The following is a 16,531-nucleotide window of genomic DNA, read 5'->3' as shown; positions in this document are numbered from 1 at the left end:
GTGACAAGTCACAATCTGTACAACCCCCCTACTTCAAAAGTAAATTCAACTTGCGCTCATAAGCTTTCGCAGTAGATGGCCCAGTTACCAAAGAAAAAGCCTCTTCAAAGCTTGCTCGTGATGCCGCCATGTTCCCAAGCTGGTACCTTGCCAACCCTAAAAGAAAGTGAAAGCGGTGATCGCCCTCATACCGCCAAACAGCACGGCGCAAATGCTTCTCGGCTCGCCTATACTCGCCAACTTCGTAGGCTTCCCGAGCCTGATAGTAGAGATAATAAGGATTTCTCTCGCGATGAAAGCGGGCACGCTTGGCATATATATCAGCAAGACCCTCTTCACCCTTGAAGCGATAAAGTCGCTCTAAGTTACTAATCGCGGTGAGATTATTATTCTTCAAGAACAAGGACTTACGATAACTTTGCTCCGCTTCTTGGAGGAATCCAAAGTGGCTGTACATTGCCCCTAGGTTAGCCCACAAGTCGCTTCTCTCCGGGCTCATCTCCACCGCCTTTCGCAAGTGCAAAAAAGCTTGCTTCCGCTCTCCTGCACGCATCAGCTCAATTCCCCGATTACTGTAATAAAGCGAAAAGGCTGTGGTGTCATCCAGCTCGAACTGTTTATAGACTGGGTCATAGGCAGCCAGATTAAAGTCGACTACCCGGCGGCCACGGAGGCTTTCAGAAACCATATTTATATGGCGGTAAAGTACAAAGGTCTCCGCCTCATCATGACTCCAAACTGGTGGAACCTCTACCTGATTGAAGTAAGCTTCCGCTCCCAACTCCCGAGCCATAGCCACCATCATCAACGTAAAAGCAAGGCAATTACCTCTTTCCTGGCGATAGGTTTCCATAGCCGAAAGCGTACTGTTTTCATCGTACTGGACCAGAAACTCTCGCTCCTCGAAGGCCCTTATCAGAGCGGCAAGGCGGTGGCGAGAATCAGAGTCAGGAGCCAGAGTCGCCAAAAAATCTCGCACCTCGGAAGATAGCCAAAGAAGATCCTCTGAGGGCAACTCATTCAGGCTGACCGGATACCCAAGTATTGCCTCCCCGCTCAAGGCCGAGGCCAGGTCTATCTCCGCTTTATCTTTTTTAGAGGGCAAGCTTGAACAAGCAGCCAAGAACAGGATCAGGCTAAGCAGCAATGGGGCTTTCATTGTTATTTTCCCCTTGAAATAGGTTGTTACACAGGATTTACCACTAATTTACCATCAAAGGAAGTAGCCGATTATCATTTCCGCAAATATTTGGACAACGGTTCGCCTGCAAATTAGACAACTGGTAAACTCTGTCCGTTGTACTGGAAGCTCAGGAAGCAGCCTGATTGATCTCGCCCCATTCGAGAGCGAGGCTGGCCGAGGTTCCCCAATAACTATTACAGACAGAGGAACTTCTATGTCTTCTAATGTCGCGGACGTCACAACGGCGGCCTCTCCGAGCTCGGGCGAATTGCTCGGCCACCCGAAAGGGCTTTACATTTGCTTCGCTACAGAGCTGTGGGAACGATTCTCCTTCTATGGGATGAAGTACCTCCTCCTGCTTTACCTCACCAAGTACCACCTCTTCACCGACAGCGCAGGCTATGACGTTCTCGGTGCCTATGCAGGCCTCGTGTACGCCCTGCCTTTGATTGGTGGCCTTCTCGCCGATCGCTATCTTGGTATGCGCAAAGCTGTATTATTTGGCGGTGTCCTACTCTGTCTCGGTCACCTACTAATGGCTGTGGAAGGTCATCAGGCCATCACTTATGCCGCAGGCACAGTACTCTCTGAAGCTATCACACTGAATGACGGTACCGTGATTGCCGCAGGCACCACCCTCAGCGAGAAAGTTGTTATTCAGGATGTAGTTGCCCTTAAAGTATTCTTTATGGCCCTGGCCCTGATTACTGTAGGTGTTGGTTTCCTTAAGCCCAATATCTCCACCATTGTCGGCCAGCTTTATCCAAAGAATGACTCTCGTCGCGATGCCGGTTTCACCATTTTCTATATGGGTATCAATATCGGCTCCTTTATCGCCACCCTCCTTTGTGGCTGGCTGGGTGAAACCTATGGTTGGGGCTATGGTTTTGGCCTTGCAGGTATCGGTATGGTCTTTGGCCTAATTACTTTCACCTGGGGACAAAAATACCTGGATGGCCTGGCAGAGCCTAGCCGCCCGGAAGTTTTAAAAGAGAAAGCCCTTGGCCCAATCAACAAAGAGTGGGCGGTTTATTTGGGCGCTATTCTGTCTTTGGGATTGGTATGGTACCTGGTTCAAAGTGAGCCAATGGTCCACCTTGCTCAAAACAGTCTGCTTATTGTTGCCATTGTCGGCTTAATTCTGTTCTCCATGCTGTACAAAGATAACAAGGGCAAAGATTTCCTCGCCATCGGCATGGCAGCCCTTTCAGCTGGTCTCGGCCTCATTTGGGCCTTCAGTGGTGACGATCTTTGGCTTGGAGGCATGTTGCTTGCCTTAGTATCCTTTATTGCTTACGGGTTTATCCGTCACTATAGCGAGGAGTTCTCACGTACCGTTGTTCTCATGGTGCTGATTACATCCACCATTGTGTTCTGGGCTCTGTTTGAGCAGTCTGCAGGCTCCATGACTCTATATGCTGACCGCGTTCTGGACCGCTCAATCGGAGATGGTGAAGTCCGCGCTTCCATGTTTGGCTCCCTAAATGCCGGCTTTATTATGCTCCTGGCAATCCCCTTTGCCTCCCTGTGGGTTTGGCTTGGGAAGCGCGGCTGGGAACCCAGCACCCCGGTGAAATTCGGTCTTGGAATTATCCAGGCTGGGCTCGGCTTTGGCGCTCTGGTCCTTGGAGCATCATTCCCAACTGAGGCCGGAAAGGTCGCTATGATTTGGCTGGTACTTGCCTACCTATTGCATACTTCTGGTGAGCTGTGCTTGTCTCCGGTAGGACTCTCTGCTGTCACCAAGCTATCAATCGGTAAAGTGGTCAGCGTGAGTATGGGCACCTGGTTCCTGGCTACAGCGCTGTCCGAAACCGTTGCCACCCGAATTGGTAAAATGGCAGCTGTACCTCAGGACGGCGCAACAGATCTCGCCTCCACCCTGACCACTTATACCAGCCTGTATGAGTACTTGATGTGGTGGGGACTTGGTGTTGGCGCACTGATGATTGTCATCTCGCCACTTCTCAAGAAAGGTATGTGTGGAATCCGCTAATCCAAGAGACCACAATAATCAGAAAGGCCACTATAAACAGTGGCCTTTTTTATTTTTTGAATACAAATATCTCAGCAGGTAAATATCTAAAAGGCCCGCAGTAAATCCAAGTTCTGCCAGATAAAACGAGCCCCTACAAGACAAAGCAATACAGCAAAGCACTGCTTCAAGATTTTTGCCGAAACTCTGTGAGCCACGTTAGCCCCCAAGCGAGCAAAGAGGATACTGGTAAGCACTATCCCCAAGAAAGCAGGCCAATAGATGTAGCCACTACTCCACTTTGGCAATTCAGTATTATTCCAACCTTGTACAGCAAAGCTCAGAGCTCCTGAAATAGCAATAGGCAATCCCAGCGCAGCTGAAGTTCCAACAGCTGTCTGCATTTTTACACGGAAATGGGAAAAGAAAGGTACTGTCAGTGCCCCGCCACCAATGCCAAAAATTGCAGCTAGCCAACCAATCCCTCCCCCAGCCATAGCAAGAATAAAAGAGGATGGCAGGCTATCTTTCTCATGTTGCAAAGAGCTTGCTCCCGCACTACTCACCCACATGCGAACAGCCATAACCAGCGCAAAAGCCCCTATAAGCAATTGCAGCCAGGCCCCAGGAAGTAGATCAGCAGTAATACCCCCCAGCCATGAGCCTGCGAGTATCCCTGGAGTCATAATCCAAAAGAGCCTCCAATTCACCCCACCCTTCAGGTTATGAGTCCAAACTGAGCTGAGAGAAGTCAGGACTATTGTCGCAAGAGAGGTACCGACCGCCATATGTGTCAGAACTTCTTGTGGAAGGTTTATGGCAGTGAAAATCAGTACCAGTGCAGGCACAACAACCAGGCCTCCACCAATACCCAGTAGACCTGCTGTCGAACCTGCAATTACACCAACTAATAAATAGATAAACAGCATTTCCATGCTGATTTATTGTAGCCGCCTGAATATTCACGACCTGCAGCAAAATCAAGGACGCGACTTAAACTATCAAAAGATGGCGATTTAGCCAGATAAAACGAACGCCGATCACACAAAGTAAAAGGGCGAAACCATGTTTTAACCACTTTGCCGGAAGACGGTGAGCCAGATTGGCCCCAAAACGGGCAAACAAGGTACTGGTTGCGACGATTCCCAGGAGAGCGGGCCAATAGATATATCCACTGCTCCAGCTCGGCAGCTGGCTATTATCCCATCCCTGCACCGTAAAACTCAGCGCCCCAGCTAAAGCGATTGGTAACCCGCAAGCTGCAGATGTAGCAACCGCGCGCTGAATTTGTACACGACACCGGGAAAGAAAAGGTACGGTGAGGGACCCTCCGCCAATACCAAAAATTGCAGAGGCCCAACCTATCACGCCGCCGGCAGCAGCCAGCAAAGGAGCAACTGGAGGATTACCAACTCCCTCCTCAACCTGGCCATGGCGGAGGCCACTCAGCCACATACGGACGGCAATCACAATGGCGAAGACTCCTATCAATAACTGTAACCAGGCCCCAGGTAACAGTTCCGCCGTCATCCCTCCCAGCCAAGAGCCCAGCAGTATTCCCGGCGTCATCTTCCTGAACAGCTGCCAATCCACAGCTTCTCTCTTGTGATGGGCTCGTACAGAACTAATAGAAGTAATAACAATCGTGGCAAGTGAGGTCCCAACAGCCATATGGGTCAGAATTTCTGGCGAGACTCCCATAGCGGTAAAAACCAGTATCAGCGCTGGAACAATAATCAGGCCGCCACCAACACCAAATAGGCCAGCGATAGTGCCAGCCACCGCCCCAACCAATAGATAAATCAGTATTGTTTCCATATATCCCCCGTCCCTCGAATAGCCAGAGGTCGTCCTAACTAAGGCAAAGCAGATTTGTATTGAGAGATTTAGAGCCGAGTGATACGAAGCGAATGGGGCCTATCCCCGTGCTTCCACAGTGAGCCAGTCGAATCCCTCTTGCTGGCAGGCAAAAATACAATTCTCCACACTTTCCGCCATCTCAGCCATCGCTGAGCGGGCAAGTTCCAGCGTATTATTCTTCTCACTAATATGGGCCACCACTAAGTGCTGCAGCTGTTCATAGCCCACCCGCTGCAAAAATCCGGCAGCCTGTTGATTACTCAAATGACCATAAGCTCCGCCAACTCGCCTTTTTAATGAGGGAGGGTATGGCCCCTGTGCCAGCATCTGGGGATCGTGATTAGCCTCCAAAACCAGTGCGTCGCAGCCGCTAAAGTGGGCCTCTACATGAGGTGTCACCGTACCCAGATCAGTAAGGAGGCCGAGACTACTGCCACGACTGCGAAAAACATACTGCGCGGCTTCCCGCGCATCGTGAGGCACAGCCACAGGTGTGACTTGTATACCCGCAACAGTAAGCGGTTGATGACCTTCAATCAGATGAACTTCAGGCAACTTGCCAATATCGCGAGCTCGGAGAGTGCCCGGGGTCAGGTAAACAGCCAAGCCATACTTACGCGCAAGAGGAGCAACCCCAGACAGGTGGTCGCTGTGTTCATGGGTTACCAGAATGGCAGTGAGATCGGCAGGGGACATACCGAGCCGCGCCATACGCCGCTCGGTCTCCTTGATGGTAAAGCCACAATCAACAAGCAGGCAGTGGTCGCCACTGGCGACCAGAGTGCCGTTGCCTTTGCTGCCGCTTCCCAGTGAGGCGAAGCGCAGGCCCATTAAATCAAGTTCTGCTGAATCGAGAGTAGTAACTCAGAGGCTTTGGTCCGAGACAGCGGCTGGCCACGGGTATCGCGGATACGCACTTCAATCTCATCATCATTTCCGCGAATCACAATCAAGTAGCCAGGATATTCTCCTTCGGGACTAGCGCTTACACCAAGCCCTTTGATCTCTTTGAACAAGGGAGGCTCAGTGCCTTCAGTGGTATCGATACCGGCAAGAATCTGCTGCAGGGTAACCTGGTTAGCACTATCGGCCAGCTCATCTTGTTTGTCCTTCTTACCCCAAGAGAACCAGCCACCGTCATCCTCACTATCGGCCAACTCGCGCTCCTCATCGTAAGTGACGTAGAAAAGGCCGATATCAGAATCTTCACGATGCAGACGATAACCTCCCGCATTCACCGCATGAGCGACTGTCGCCCAAGCGCGCTCCATCTCCAGCCCCATAGAGATATAGGGCTCATGGCCTACCGGCTCGCGCAACTGAACCTTCACAGTACTGCCACCGATAGCTTGGGCCACCAATGAAGCAGAAGCACCAGTGGATTCGGTTGCCAGGGATGTGGACATTTCATCGATCATCCAACCTTCGCGTTCAGGGCTACTGGAACGCTGTGGCCAGTTGACGGAGCCTCCCACCGGAGCATCCGCGGCAACCGACAGGTGACGCACGTGGATCTCGGTAGTGTCGGGCTGCACACCGGTTTCAATCTGCAGGCGGTACTTATCTTTGGTTTCCGGGCTCTCGTTAAATGTCATCCAGGCCGTTTCCATAATACCGGTGCTGGCATCAGACATCTCCACGTGTAAGCCCGAGGAGCGCAAGAAATAATGCAGCTGAGGCCAAACCTCTGCCGGTGGTTGGGATACCAGCACCCAACGGTTGCTACCCAGCTTTTGTATCTTTACCCGTTCCGTTCCAGCATTGACAGATAATGCTTGAGGCCGCGGAACCTCGAAGTCACTCTGCTCCAGTTCATTTCCTGCAATCTGGGGGATCTCATAGAGCTCCTCCTGGTGCTTGGCGTTGATGCCTTCCGGTATCTGCAGCGGTGCCAAGCTGTCGGCCTGTTGGTAATCATTGCTGCGATCGCGGAAATAGCCATCGTTGCCGAACACACCACAACCTGCCAGGGTAAGACTGGAAATACAGAGCGCGGCTCCAACGGTCAATTTATTCATCAAAGCTTTCCTGGTTAATTCTCTGTTCGCGGACTCACAGTACGCCGGCACTGCGCAAAGCTTCGCGCACTGTAGCATGATGCTCAGGGGAAAGGCTGGTCAGCGGCAGGCGAATCCCCCCGTCTATACGCCCCATTTCCCGCAGAGCCCATTTCACCGGTATCGGGTTGGACTCCAAAAACAGCACTTTGTGCAATATTTGGATACGCTGATCAATTGCCCGTGCAGTCGCAGCATCTCCGGCCAGAGCAGCTTCACACATTTGCGCAACAGCAGCTGGGGCGACATTGGCGGTGACGCTGATATCACCTTGCCCCCCCATCAGGATCAACTCCATCGCAGTGCAGTCATCGCCGGAGTAAACGGCGAAACCCTGGGGAAGAGTTTCTAATAGAACTTTAGCCCGCTCCAGGTCTCCAGTCGCTTCCTTGATTCCAACAATATTGCCAATGGCAGCCAAACGTTGCACAGTCTCGGGCAACATATCCACAGCTGTGCGCCCAGGCACGTTATACAGGATCTGCGGAATGGCCACCGCTTTGGCGATAGCGCGGTGGTGTTGATACAAGCCCTCCTGGGAAGGCTTATTGTAATAGGGGGTCACCAATAAACAGGCATCGGCGCCACAACGAGCGGCATTTTCTGTCAGTTCAATCGCTTCAGTAGTTGAGTTGGCGCCCGTTCCTGCAATCACTGGAACGCGCCCCGCAACCTGATCTACCACGCGCCGGATGACCTCAATGTGTTCATTCACATCCAGAGTGGCTGATTCGCCGGTAGTACCTACTGCAACCAATGCGCGGGTGCCTTGTTCTATATGCCACTCAACCAAATTGCGCAGACTGTCCCAATCCAGGCTTCCGTCTGCGTACATTGGGGTAGCCAAGGCCACCATACTGCCGGTAAACATTCTCTCTCCTTAATTTTCGCGCTCGGCCTGGAATAGCACCGCCAGAATCGAACCTGTATGTTACTTAGGGCGCAGTGTCTATGCCAGTGTGACTAGCTCGCCACTTTCCTGCGCTTCTTTTTCTTCTTGCGGACCCCTTCGTACACATTATTGGCGCCTTCCGGCCGGGTCTTAAAACGTCGATGCACCCACATATACTGTTCTGGTGCCTCTCGAATACGAGCTTCAATGAACTGGTTGACCAGGATGGCATCCTGCAGTTCGTCTCCAGAGGGAATCTCCTCAATAGGTGGGTACACCTTCAGGCGGTAACCGGAGCAATCCTCCAAACGGGTCAGCACATAGGGTACTACCTTGGCGCGTCCTACCCGGGCAAATCGCGATGTGCCTGTCACCGTTGCCGCAGGATTGGCAAAAAACGGGGCAAAGACGCCCTGCTTAATTCCATAATCCTGGTCTGGAGCATACCAGACGGCACGCCCCTGCTGCAGGGCGCGCAGTACCCCACGAACATCCTTACGCTGGTAGACACTACCATCACCAGTATGGCGCTCACGCCCTTTACGCTGCATATAGTCATATACAGGGTTTTTGTGCGGCCGGTACATACCATCAAGGGTAATGCTCATCCCCATAAGAGCCGCCCCCAATTCCAGGGTGGTAAAGTGCATAGCCATTAGCAGCACACCTTGCCCCTCAGCCTGGATATCCTGCAAGGCTTCCAACCCCTCTATAGAGACACGCTTACGCAGCCAGCGCGCAGAGCGAAACCAGGCCATGCCGGTTTCCATTAGGGCAATTCCGCTGGACTCGAAATTTCGACGAAGAAGTTGTGAGCGTTCAGCCTTACTGAACTCAGGAAAACACAGGGCAAGGTTGCGCTCGGCAATAGTGCGCCGGCTTGGGGCTAGCCTCATCATCACCTTGCCCACACCACGCCCTATAGACAACTGCCAACGAAAAGGCAGCTGGGCCAGCAGGAACCAAAAAGCAAAGAGCAACCAGGTCAGCCAGTGCCGGGGGTGCAGTAAGGCAACTCGAAATCGGGGTTTTTCCATCGGGTATCGCTACGCTGCCGGCGAATAGTCACCAGCTTAATCGGTTGAATTCGGCGTAGTATAACCCATGGGATACAGGCTGGAATGGACAGCAGCCGCAGGAGTGTTACAACTTAATGGCGCAGGAGGGAATCCAGCTCATCAACAGCGACGCACCAGTCAGAATCTTCCTCTATGGCGCTCCGAAGAAACTCCCTCTGCCCCTCAGTCCAAAATGATGCGGAAGATAATTTCTCATGCCTATGCAAATAGTGAGTAATCAGAAACTCATGAATCGCCGCATCTTCCGACGACATCCCCAGCTGGGCAAAGAGATCGTTGAGCGTGTGATGCCCGGTCGTTTCCATGGGAGCTGCCTCTCTCGTGCTCACGTGATGTATTGGTACCGATTTAGCGGTTTGTGTTCCCCATTATAGATAGCAGAGCCACCTATTACGGAGCCGGATTTGGGTTGTACTGATGAATAGCTTCAATCGCAGCTAGCTGTTCGTTATCCAAAAATAATTCAGTACTGGCAATATTGCTACGCAACTGCTCCATGGTGGTTGCGCCGATGATATTGCTAGTCACAAACGGCTGCTGGTTGACGAATGCCAGAGCCATCTGCGCAGGGTCTAGACCAAACTGGCGGGCCAACTCCACATAAGCACCGGTAGCTGTTGCACTGCGATCGTTTGTGTAGCGTTGAAAACGCTCATACAAAGTCAGGCGTGCCCCTGCAGGCCTTGCGCCGCCAAGGTACTTGCCGGACAAGACACCAAAGGCAAGTGGCGAATATGCCAGAAGGCCACATTGCTCCCGGATGGAGATCTCCGCACAGCCCACTTCAAAGCTCCGGTTGAGCAGATTGTATGGATTCTGAATGGAAACGATACGCGGCTTACCATAAACAACTGACTCTCTTAGGTATTCATGCATGCCCCAAGGCGTCTCGTTAGAAATACCGATATAACGCACCTTGCCTGCCTTGACCAACTCCTCCAGTGCATTGAGTGTCTCGGCAATAGTAATGCCATCATCACCTCCATGCTGGTACCCTAGACAACCAAAAAAGTTGGTTTGGCGTTCCGGCCAATGGACCTGATAGAGATCGAGGTAATCGGTGCCCAGCCTTTTTAGGGACTCATCACAAGCTTTCAGTACATGATCTCGGCTGAGGCGCGGTCCAGAACGCAGGTGCCTAACCCCCGGATTAGCCTCACCGCGCCCCGCCACTTTTGTGGCAATAATTACCTTGTCACGACCGCCACGGGCCGACAGCCATTTACCGATATATTCCTCGGTGAGCCCCTGAGTCTCAGGGCGCGGCGGCACCGGATACATCTCGGCACAATCGATAAAATTTACCCCTTGATCAAAGACATAATCCAGCTGTTTAGCCGCATCAGCAGCTGTATTTTGCTCACCAAAAGTCATTGTGCCCAGACAAATCTGGCTGACTTTGAGATTGCTGGTGCCAAGCTGGCGGTAATTCATGGCGTCCTCTCTCCACAAAAAGGCGAAACAGGAATTATGCCGTTTTGGGACTTGAGAGAGTAGATAGAAGACCTGGGTGGGGTTGGATCAAGGAGCGGCCATGCCGCTCCTTGTAGAATGCAAAATTGCAGTCGGGACTGGTTCAGCGTGATCAGCTGAATTCAGCTTCTACCTGTGGGCTGGTGTCTGCGTCGTAATCAACACCGGTTACGCCAAAACCAAACAGCTTGAGAAAATCGGCCTGATAACCTTTGTAATCAGTCAACTCAAAAAGATTTTCTTTGGTCACCTCTGGCCACAATTTTTCAATCTTAGCCTGGGTCTCCTCGCGCAACTCCTTGTCATCCATACGCAGGCGGTTATCACTATCGAGGCGTGGGCTATCGGTGTACAGACCCTCGGTATACAAGCGGTACAACTGCTCGATACAGCCTTCGTGGGTGCCCTCTTCTTTCATCACCTTGTAGACCAGGGAGATATATAGTGGCATCACTGGAATTGCAGAGCTCGACTGAGTGACCAGTGCTTTCAGTACCGCGACATTTGCCGCCGCCTGACCACTTTCAGTAATGGCTCTGGCCGCCCGATCCAGGTCCTCCTTCGCCTTACCAATAGTCGCATGACCGTAAATAGGCCAAGTTAACTTTTCACCGATATAGGTGTAAGCAACTGTCTTGCAGGTATCTGACAATACGCCGGCATCGCCTAAAGCCTGCATCCACAGTTCCCAATCCTCACCGCCCATAACCTTCACGGTATTGGAAATCTCTTCCTCACTGGCAGGGTCAACTGTGATGTCCGAGATTTCCAGCTTGTCGGTATTGAGGTTCCTGGCGGTGTAAGACTCACCGATCGGCTTCAATACAGAACTGTAAAGTTCACCAGTCTTGGGGTCGGTACGACGCGGAGATGCCAAGCTGTAGACCACCAGGTCTACCTGCCCCAGATCCTCTTGAATCATCTGAATCGCCTGGGCCTTCACCTCATCAGAGAAGGCATCCCCATTAATACTCTTGGCGTACAGGCCCGCCTTATGCGCTTCGTCCTCGAACGCAGCCGAGTTGTAATAACCGGCAGAAGCGGTGCGCTTTTCTGTGGGCGGCTTCTCAAAGAACACCCCCAGGGTCTTGGCGCCACAACCAAAAGCGGCAGTGATACGCGAAGCGAGGCCGTAACCGGTGGAGGCACCTACAACCAGAACCCGCTTGGGGCCATTCTCAATTGCTGGCTGAGACTTGATGTACTCAATCTGTTCACGCACATTGGCTGCACAGCCCTGCGGGTGGGCATTGGTACAAATAAATCCGCGTACTTTCGGCTGGATGATCATCCTTACTGTCTCTCCCTTTGCACTTGGGGAATCGTGGTTATGTGATCACAGATACGCTTACAGCGCATCGGGAAAACACTGACGGCCCCAAGAATAAAGACACTTGGGACATATTCCCGGCCATTCTACTGGTTGTGGCTGGTGAGTCCCATAGCGACATTTCCAGGCTGGCGAGCAGATTGTCCAGAATATCCCACCCAGCGGCCAAAGCAGCCACCAAACCCATCTATTGTGACTTATCGCACTATTTATGTGCTCTCAGGTGCCTAATCGCGCCAAATATGTGCTTGCCTTAAACTCCGTGACACTCTTTACAACCTTTTTCCTCGGCTACACTTTTTTTGCCTTGGCACGCTGTATGCAGTAACTCCCTATGTGAGTATCGATTTAATCTCTGTTGCGAAATTTGCCGAGGATTACTTCTGGCAAATTCGCCACCAGTAGCTCACCAATTGTTCATTCCACAGTTAGCTAGGAAGGTCAGTGTGAAATACTATTCGCGTCACTGTGTAAAGCCCGGCGACCTGAACCCCGCCCAGCGCCTGTTTGGCGGCCAGTTACTCGCCTGGATTGATGAAGAGGCTGCCATTTTTGCCGGCTGTCAGATGGGTACACCAATGCTGGTAACCAAGCTAATGTCAGAGATCGATTTTGTCAGCCCAGCCTGCTGCGGAGACGTAGTAGAGTTTGGGTTTGAAGTGATCGGCATTGGCCAGAGTTCACTCACCGTGCACTGTGAGGTTCGCAACAAGCAGAGCCAGGAGTTGATTGTGCAAGTCGAGCAAATAGTCTTCGTAGCTTTGGGTGCTAATGGCAGGCCAACCCCCCATGCTAAAGCCGGCATGTCCCTGGAGCAGGCGCGAATTGCTACCCAGCGCGATCGGGAAGTACGCGAACGCCGCCTGGCGAGCTAAAACCTTTTTCAACAGGGCCAGCAGGTCAATCCTATCGATGGCGGTATAATGGCGTTTTTGCGTCACCGCCATCCACCATGTTCCAACTGTATTACAAGACCCCGAAAGACTGGGCCCAAGTCGTTCTCAGTGACTTTAACCGCTTCCTGCAGGATCATGCCGCAGCGGAAAAGAAAGCCTCTGGTATGGCAGTGTCCATGTTCTCTCACTATCCCGATAAACCTCTACTGGTCGAGGCCATGGTGAATCTGGCTTTAGAGGAGATGAACCATTTCCGCCAAGTGATCAGGATTATGCATGAGCGGGGGATCTATCAGGCACCAGATGAGAAAGATCCCTATATTCATGCCCTGCGCAAGCTGATTCGCCGCGGTCCGGAAGAGTACCTGATAGACCGCCTGCTCACCGCAGCAATTATTGAAGCGCGAGGCTGTGAGCGTTTTGGTTTGGTCGCTGAGGCCCTTCCAGCGGGATCATTACAAACTTTCTATAAGGTCATTACAGAAAGTGAGGCCCGCCACCATGAACTGTTTGTTGAGTTGGCCTTGGAGTATTTCCCCCGTGAGGCGGTGGAGAGTCGCCTTGCCCATTTGCTGAATGAGGAAGCCAGGATTATTGCCGCCCTTCCCTACCGGCCGGCCCTGCATTAGCTATTCATACCAGGGGGCATTTGGCCCAATCCACAACGGCGGTCAATGGTGTATCCTGGCGCAGATATACTTTTTTTGCAGTGGGTTTTTACAGTCATGTCCGCTATTCGAAAACACTGGTACCGCCTGTTATTACTGGCTATTTTCTCAGTCGCATGGGGCTGGTCAGCCTGGCAGCCGCTGCATCCGGATGACTGGTTATTAGAAAATTACCTGGTCTTTGCGGCGCTGCCGGTAATTTTGATCAGCATACGTATGCTCCCGCTCTCCAACGTCTCTTATACGCTGATCACCGTGTTTATGTGCCTGCATGTGTTTGGCTCCCACTACACCTATGCAGAAGTGCCCTTTGGTTACACTCTGCAGGAATGGCTTGGCGCCGAGCGCAATATGTACGATCGCCTGGTGCACTTTAGTTTTGGGTTGCTGCTCGCCTACCCAGTGCGGGAAATATTAATACGCCTGGCTGGTCTGCGTGGATTCTGGGCCTACTTCTTCCCAGTAGATGTGACGTTTGCCCTCTCTTCTATTTACGAAATTATTGAATGGTTGGCAGCACGGACAGTTTCTCCGGAGCTGGGAATCGCGTTCCTCGGCTCCCAGGGCGATATCTGGGACGCGCAAAAGGACATGCTGCTGGCGGGGCTGGGCTCCATCCTGGTGATGCTGGTCGTACTGGCCTTGAATCTCTGGCTCAGCTCCAATGCCTGGCGGGAAATCCGCAATAGCCTCAAAGTACCACATGGAGACAGGGCTCTTGGCGAGGCAAAACTCCGCCAATGGTTACGCAAGCGCCACAGCCACTGAAGCTTACTTATCAACAGCGTATGTGAGAGGTAAACGGGTCGTCTGTTTCATGGTCTCCATTACGAAGCTGGAACTGACATCAAACAGGTCGGCCTTAATTAGTTCTTTATACAGGCGGTCGTAACCAGGCATATCGGTCACCACCGCCTTGATCAGGTAATCCAGATCCCCACTCATCCGGTGTACCTCCAGAATCTCAGCAACCCCCTGCACCAATTCGGCAAACTGGGCTGCCCACTGGTCATTGTGTTGGTTGGTACGGATAGAGATATATACAGTCAGGGGCAAATTTAACTTATGCTGGTTTAGCAAGGTCACTCTATCAGCGATAATCCCTTCCTCTTCCATCTTGTGAATGCGCCTCCAGCAAGCGGATTTTGACACACCCACTCGCTCAGCAATTTCCCCAACAGACAGCGTCGCATCCCCCTGTAACAGCTCCAGAATTTGTTTGTCTTGCCTGTTTAGCCGCGCCGCCATCAAAGCCCCTCCTTTAAAACATTCATAATAATTACTAGTGTTTCCACCATACCTTTTTAAAGCATTAACGTACCGAAAAATAAAATAAAACGGCACAATGTTTCGAAATTTACCAATTAAAAAAGACAAACAGGGACATTGTTTCGGTGTTAAAGCACTAGAGTAATTTCCATGAAAAATACAGGAAATGGAACTCGTGACAGCTCTCATCAAATACATCCGTGACTCAGTTATTGGCGATATGCAGCCCATTGCCACCCCCTTCGGACAGCGACCACTGGTGTACGCTGATTACACTGCATCCGGCCGCTCACTATCTTTCATCGAAGACTCTATTCGCCAAAAGGTGTTGCCTTACTATGCCAACACCCATAGCGAAACGTCTTACACCGGTGCTCAAACCACAGGATTCAGAGAGGAGGCGAGGAAAGAGATCCGGCGTGCAGTCAACGGGAGCGAGGAGCACAAAATCATATTCTGTGGCTCCGGTGCCACTGCCGCCATTAACAAGCTGATCGATATTCTAAAGTTGCGTCCTCCGGTGGATTTGAACCTGCAGCATCGCTTCAGTGACAGTATTTCTGCCAGCCAGCGTCCTGTCGTATTTATTGGGCCCTATGAACACCACTCCAATGAATTGCCCTGGCGGGAAAGCATTGCCGAACTAGTGTCTATTCCGTTGAATAGCACCGGCACATTGGATCTTGATACGCTCGAAAATCAGCTGCGTGCGTACGCTGACCGCCCCCTGCGGATCGGCAGCTTTTCCGCCGCCTCTAATGTCACCGGCATCGTGACCGAAGTAGAAGCTGTCACCCGCCTACTTCACCAGTACGGTGCCCTGTCTTTCTGGGACTACGCCGCGGCCGCCCCCTATATGGCAATTGATGTGCGCGGTGAGCAAGACCCCCGGGGCGATAGTTCAAAAGACGCTGTATTTATCTCTCCGCATAAATTTGTCGGTGGCCCCGGCACTCCAGGAATTCTGGTGGTGAAAGAGAAGCTGCTGCAAAACGCCGTCCCTGCAGCACCCGGCGGTGGCACGGTGCTCTATGTCACTCCTGAGGATCACCGTTACCTCGAAGACCCGGAGCGCAGCGAGGAAGGCGGCACCCCGGCGATAGTCGAGTCCATTCGCGCAGGCATGGTCTTTAAACTCCAGCAAACTGTGGGTATCAATGAAATAACCCAGAGGGAGAAGCGGCTGATCGGCCATGCTCTCGAGCGCTGGTCAAAGGAAGAGAACATCGAGGTTCTCGGCAACCTTGATATACCGCGCCTTTCAATTATCTCGCTGCGCATCAAATGGCGCGGGAAGGATTTGCACTACGGTTTTGTGGTGGCACTACTCAATGACCTTTTCGGAATCCAGGCCCGCGGTGGCTGTTCCTGCGCAGGCCCCTATGGGCATACCCTTCTGGATATCGATATGGCCTATAGCCGGGCGCTGGAGGGACAGATACTCAAAGGGCAAAAATTAATGCGTCCGGGCTGGGTACGCCTGAATTTCAATTACTTCATCAGTGAGACAGTATTCGAATATCTGCTTGAAGCCGTGGCTCTGGTAGCGCGCCACGGCTGGAGACTACTGCCGTATTATTATTTCGACCAGGATCAGGGAGTCTGGCGCTATCAAGGCAAAAAACCAGAGTCCGCAGCCAGCCTGGCGCAATTGAACTTCAGCAATTGCCCTTCCAGTAAAAGCGAGCAGGAGGTGTCATTACTTCCTCTAGAGGAGTACCTGGCCATTGCCGAGCGGGAGCTTTGCCGCAAACCACGCAATGCAAAATTCTACGATCTACCGCTTCCCGAGGATGCGGAGGCTTTGCGTTGGTTTGTCAGCCCCCGGGACGCAGTACTCGCGCTCTAG

16 protein-coding genes are annotated in these 16,531 nt (G+C 52.1%); 5 read left to right on the top strand and 11 right to left on the bottom strand.

The features are described 5' to 3' along the window. Positions 1–28 precede the first annotated feature (28 nt). Positions 29–1,159 (bottom strand): tetratricopeptide repeat protein, encoded by a 1,131-nt coding sequence (locus ACJJJB_RS01150; RefSeq protein ID WP_445365539.1) that lies wholly within the window; start codon positions 1,157–1,159, stop codon positions 29–31. A 238-nt stretch (positions 1,160–1,397) separates the two neighbouring features. On the opposite strand from ACJJJB_RS01150, the gene ACJJJB_RS01145 reads away from it, so the two are divergent. Beyond that, positions 1,398–3,179 carry a peptide MFS transporter gene (locus tag ACJJJB_RS01145; RefSeq protein ID WP_445365538.1) on the top strand — a complete coding sequence of 594 codons (1,782 nt, stop codon included), beginning with the start codon at positions 1,398–1,400 and terminating at the stop codon, positions 3,177–3,179. Between the two features lie 86 nt (positions 3,180–3,265). Here ACJJJB_RS01145 and ACJJJB_RS01140 read toward each other — a convergent pair whose 3' ends face one another. The 9 genes from ACJJJB_RS01140 to fabV form a co-directional block, all read right to left on the bottom strand. Next, entirely contained in the window at positions 3,266–4,093 is an 828-nt protein-coding gene (locus ACJJJB_RS01140) for a sulfite exporter TauE/SafE family protein (protein WP_445365537.1), read from the bottom strand. Between the two features lie 58 nt (positions 4,094–4,151). Further along, positions 4,152–4,976: a sulfite exporter TauE/SafE family protein gene (locus tag ACJJJB_RS01135; RefSeq protein WP_445365536.1), complete on the bottom strand. Its 825-nt coding sequence runs from the start codon at positions 4,974–4,976 to the stop codon at positions 4,152–4,154. 99 nt (positions 4,977–5,075) lie between these two features. After that, a complete protein-coding gene (locus ACJJJB_RS01130) occupies positions 5,076–5,849 on the bottom strand; it encodes an MBL fold metallo-hydrolase (RefSeq protein WP_282951600.1) in 774 nt (257 codons plus the stop codon). Continuing rightward, positions 5,849–7,036: an NlpB/DapX family lipoprotein gene (locus tag ACJJJB_RS01125; RefSeq protein ID WP_020412006.1), complete on the bottom strand. Its 1,188-nt coding sequence runs from the start codon at positions 7,034–7,036 to the stop codon at positions 5,849–5,851. The genes ACJJJB_RS01130 and ACJJJB_RS01125 overlap by 1 nt, the downstream gene beginning before the upstream one ends. A 34-nt stretch (positions 7,037–7,070) precedes the next feature. Then, on the bottom strand, positions 7,071–7,946 hold the full coding sequence (gene dapA, locus ACJJJB_RS01120; RefSeq protein WP_020412005.1) for a 4-hydroxy-tetrahydrodipicolinate synthase: 876 nt from the start codon (positions 7,944–7,946) through the stop codon (positions 7,071–7,073). Between the two features lie 92 nt (positions 7,947–8,038). Then, complete coding sequence (gene lpxL, locus ACJJJB_RS01115) at positions 8,039–9,004, bottom strand: LpxL/LpxP family Kdo(2)-lipid IV(A) lauroyl/palmitoleoyl acyltransferase (protein ID WP_444902215.1); 966 nt, start codon at positions 9,002–9,004, stop codon at positions 8,039–8,041. 113 nt (positions 9,005–9,117) lie between these two features. Then, positions 9,118–9,351 (bottom strand): DUF2789 family protein, encoded by a 234-nt coding sequence (locus ACJJJB_RS01110; RefSeq protein ID WP_020412003.1) that lies wholly within the window; start codon positions 9,349–9,351, stop codon positions 9,118–9,120. Between the two features lie 85 nt (positions 9,352–9,436). Continuing rightward, positions 9,437–10,480 (bottom strand): NADP(H)-dependent aldo-keto reductase, encoded by a 1,044-nt coding sequence (locus ACJJJB_RS01105; protein WP_020412002.1) that lies wholly within the window; start codon positions 10,478–10,480, stop codon positions 9,437–9,439. 151 nt (positions 10,481–10,631) lie between these two features. After that, positions 10,632–11,810, bottom strand: coding sequence for an enoyl-ACP reductase FabV (gene fabV / locus ACJJJB_RS01100; RefSeq protein WP_353377016.1), 1,179 nt, complete (start codon positions 11,808–11,810; stop codon positions 10,632–10,634). 485 nt (positions 11,811–12,295) lie between these two features. Here fabV and ACJJJB_RS01095 point away from each other — a divergent pair, with 485 nt between their 5' ends. The 3 genes from ACJJJB_RS01095 to ACJJJB_RS01085 all read left to right on the top strand — a co-directional run bounded on the left by ACJJJB_RS01095 (position 12,296) and on the right by ACJJJB_RS01085 (position 14,181). After that, complete coding sequence (locus ACJJJB_RS01095; protein WP_020412000.1) at positions 12,296–12,724, top strand: acyl-CoA thioesterase; 429 nt, start codon at positions 12,296–12,298, stop codon at positions 12,722–12,724. A gap of 77 nt (positions 12,725–12,801) precedes the next feature. Then, positions 12,802–13,374: a tRNA-(ms[2]io[6]A)-hydroxylase gene (locus ACJJJB_RS01090; RefSeq protein ID WP_020411999.1), complete on the top strand. Its 573-nt coding sequence runs from the start codon at positions 12,802–12,804 to the stop codon at positions 13,372–13,374. A 96-nt stretch (positions 13,375–13,470) separates the two neighbouring features. Next, on the top strand, positions 13,471–14,181 hold the full coding sequence (locus ACJJJB_RS01085; RefSeq protein ID WP_282951605.1) for a DUF2238 domain-containing protein: 711 nt from the start codon (positions 13,471–13,473) through the stop codon (positions 14,179–14,181). Positions 14,182–14,184: 3 nt separating this feature from the next. Here the strand turns inward: ACJJJB_RS01085 and ACJJJB_RS01080 are convergent, their stop codons facing one another. Then, entirely contained in the window at positions 14,185–14,661 is a 477-nt protein-coding gene (locus ACJJJB_RS01080) for an Lrp/AsnC family transcriptional regulator (protein ID WP_020411997.1), read from the bottom strand. Positions 14,662–14,848: 187 nt separating this feature from the next. Between ACJJJB_RS01080 and ACJJJB_RS01075 the strand changes: the two genes are divergently transcribed. Beyond that, positions 14,849–16,531, top strand: coding sequence for an aminotransferase class V-fold PLP-dependent enzyme (locus ACJJJB_RS01075; RefSeq protein ID WP_282951606.1), 1,683 nt, complete (start codon positions 14,849–14,851; stop codon positions 16,529–16,531).

The organism is Microbulbifer variabilis, from assembly GCF_052468405.1.
The sequence above is the reverse complement of the archived record's forward strand: the minus strand, read 5'-3'. Positions and strand labels throughout refer to the sequence as shown.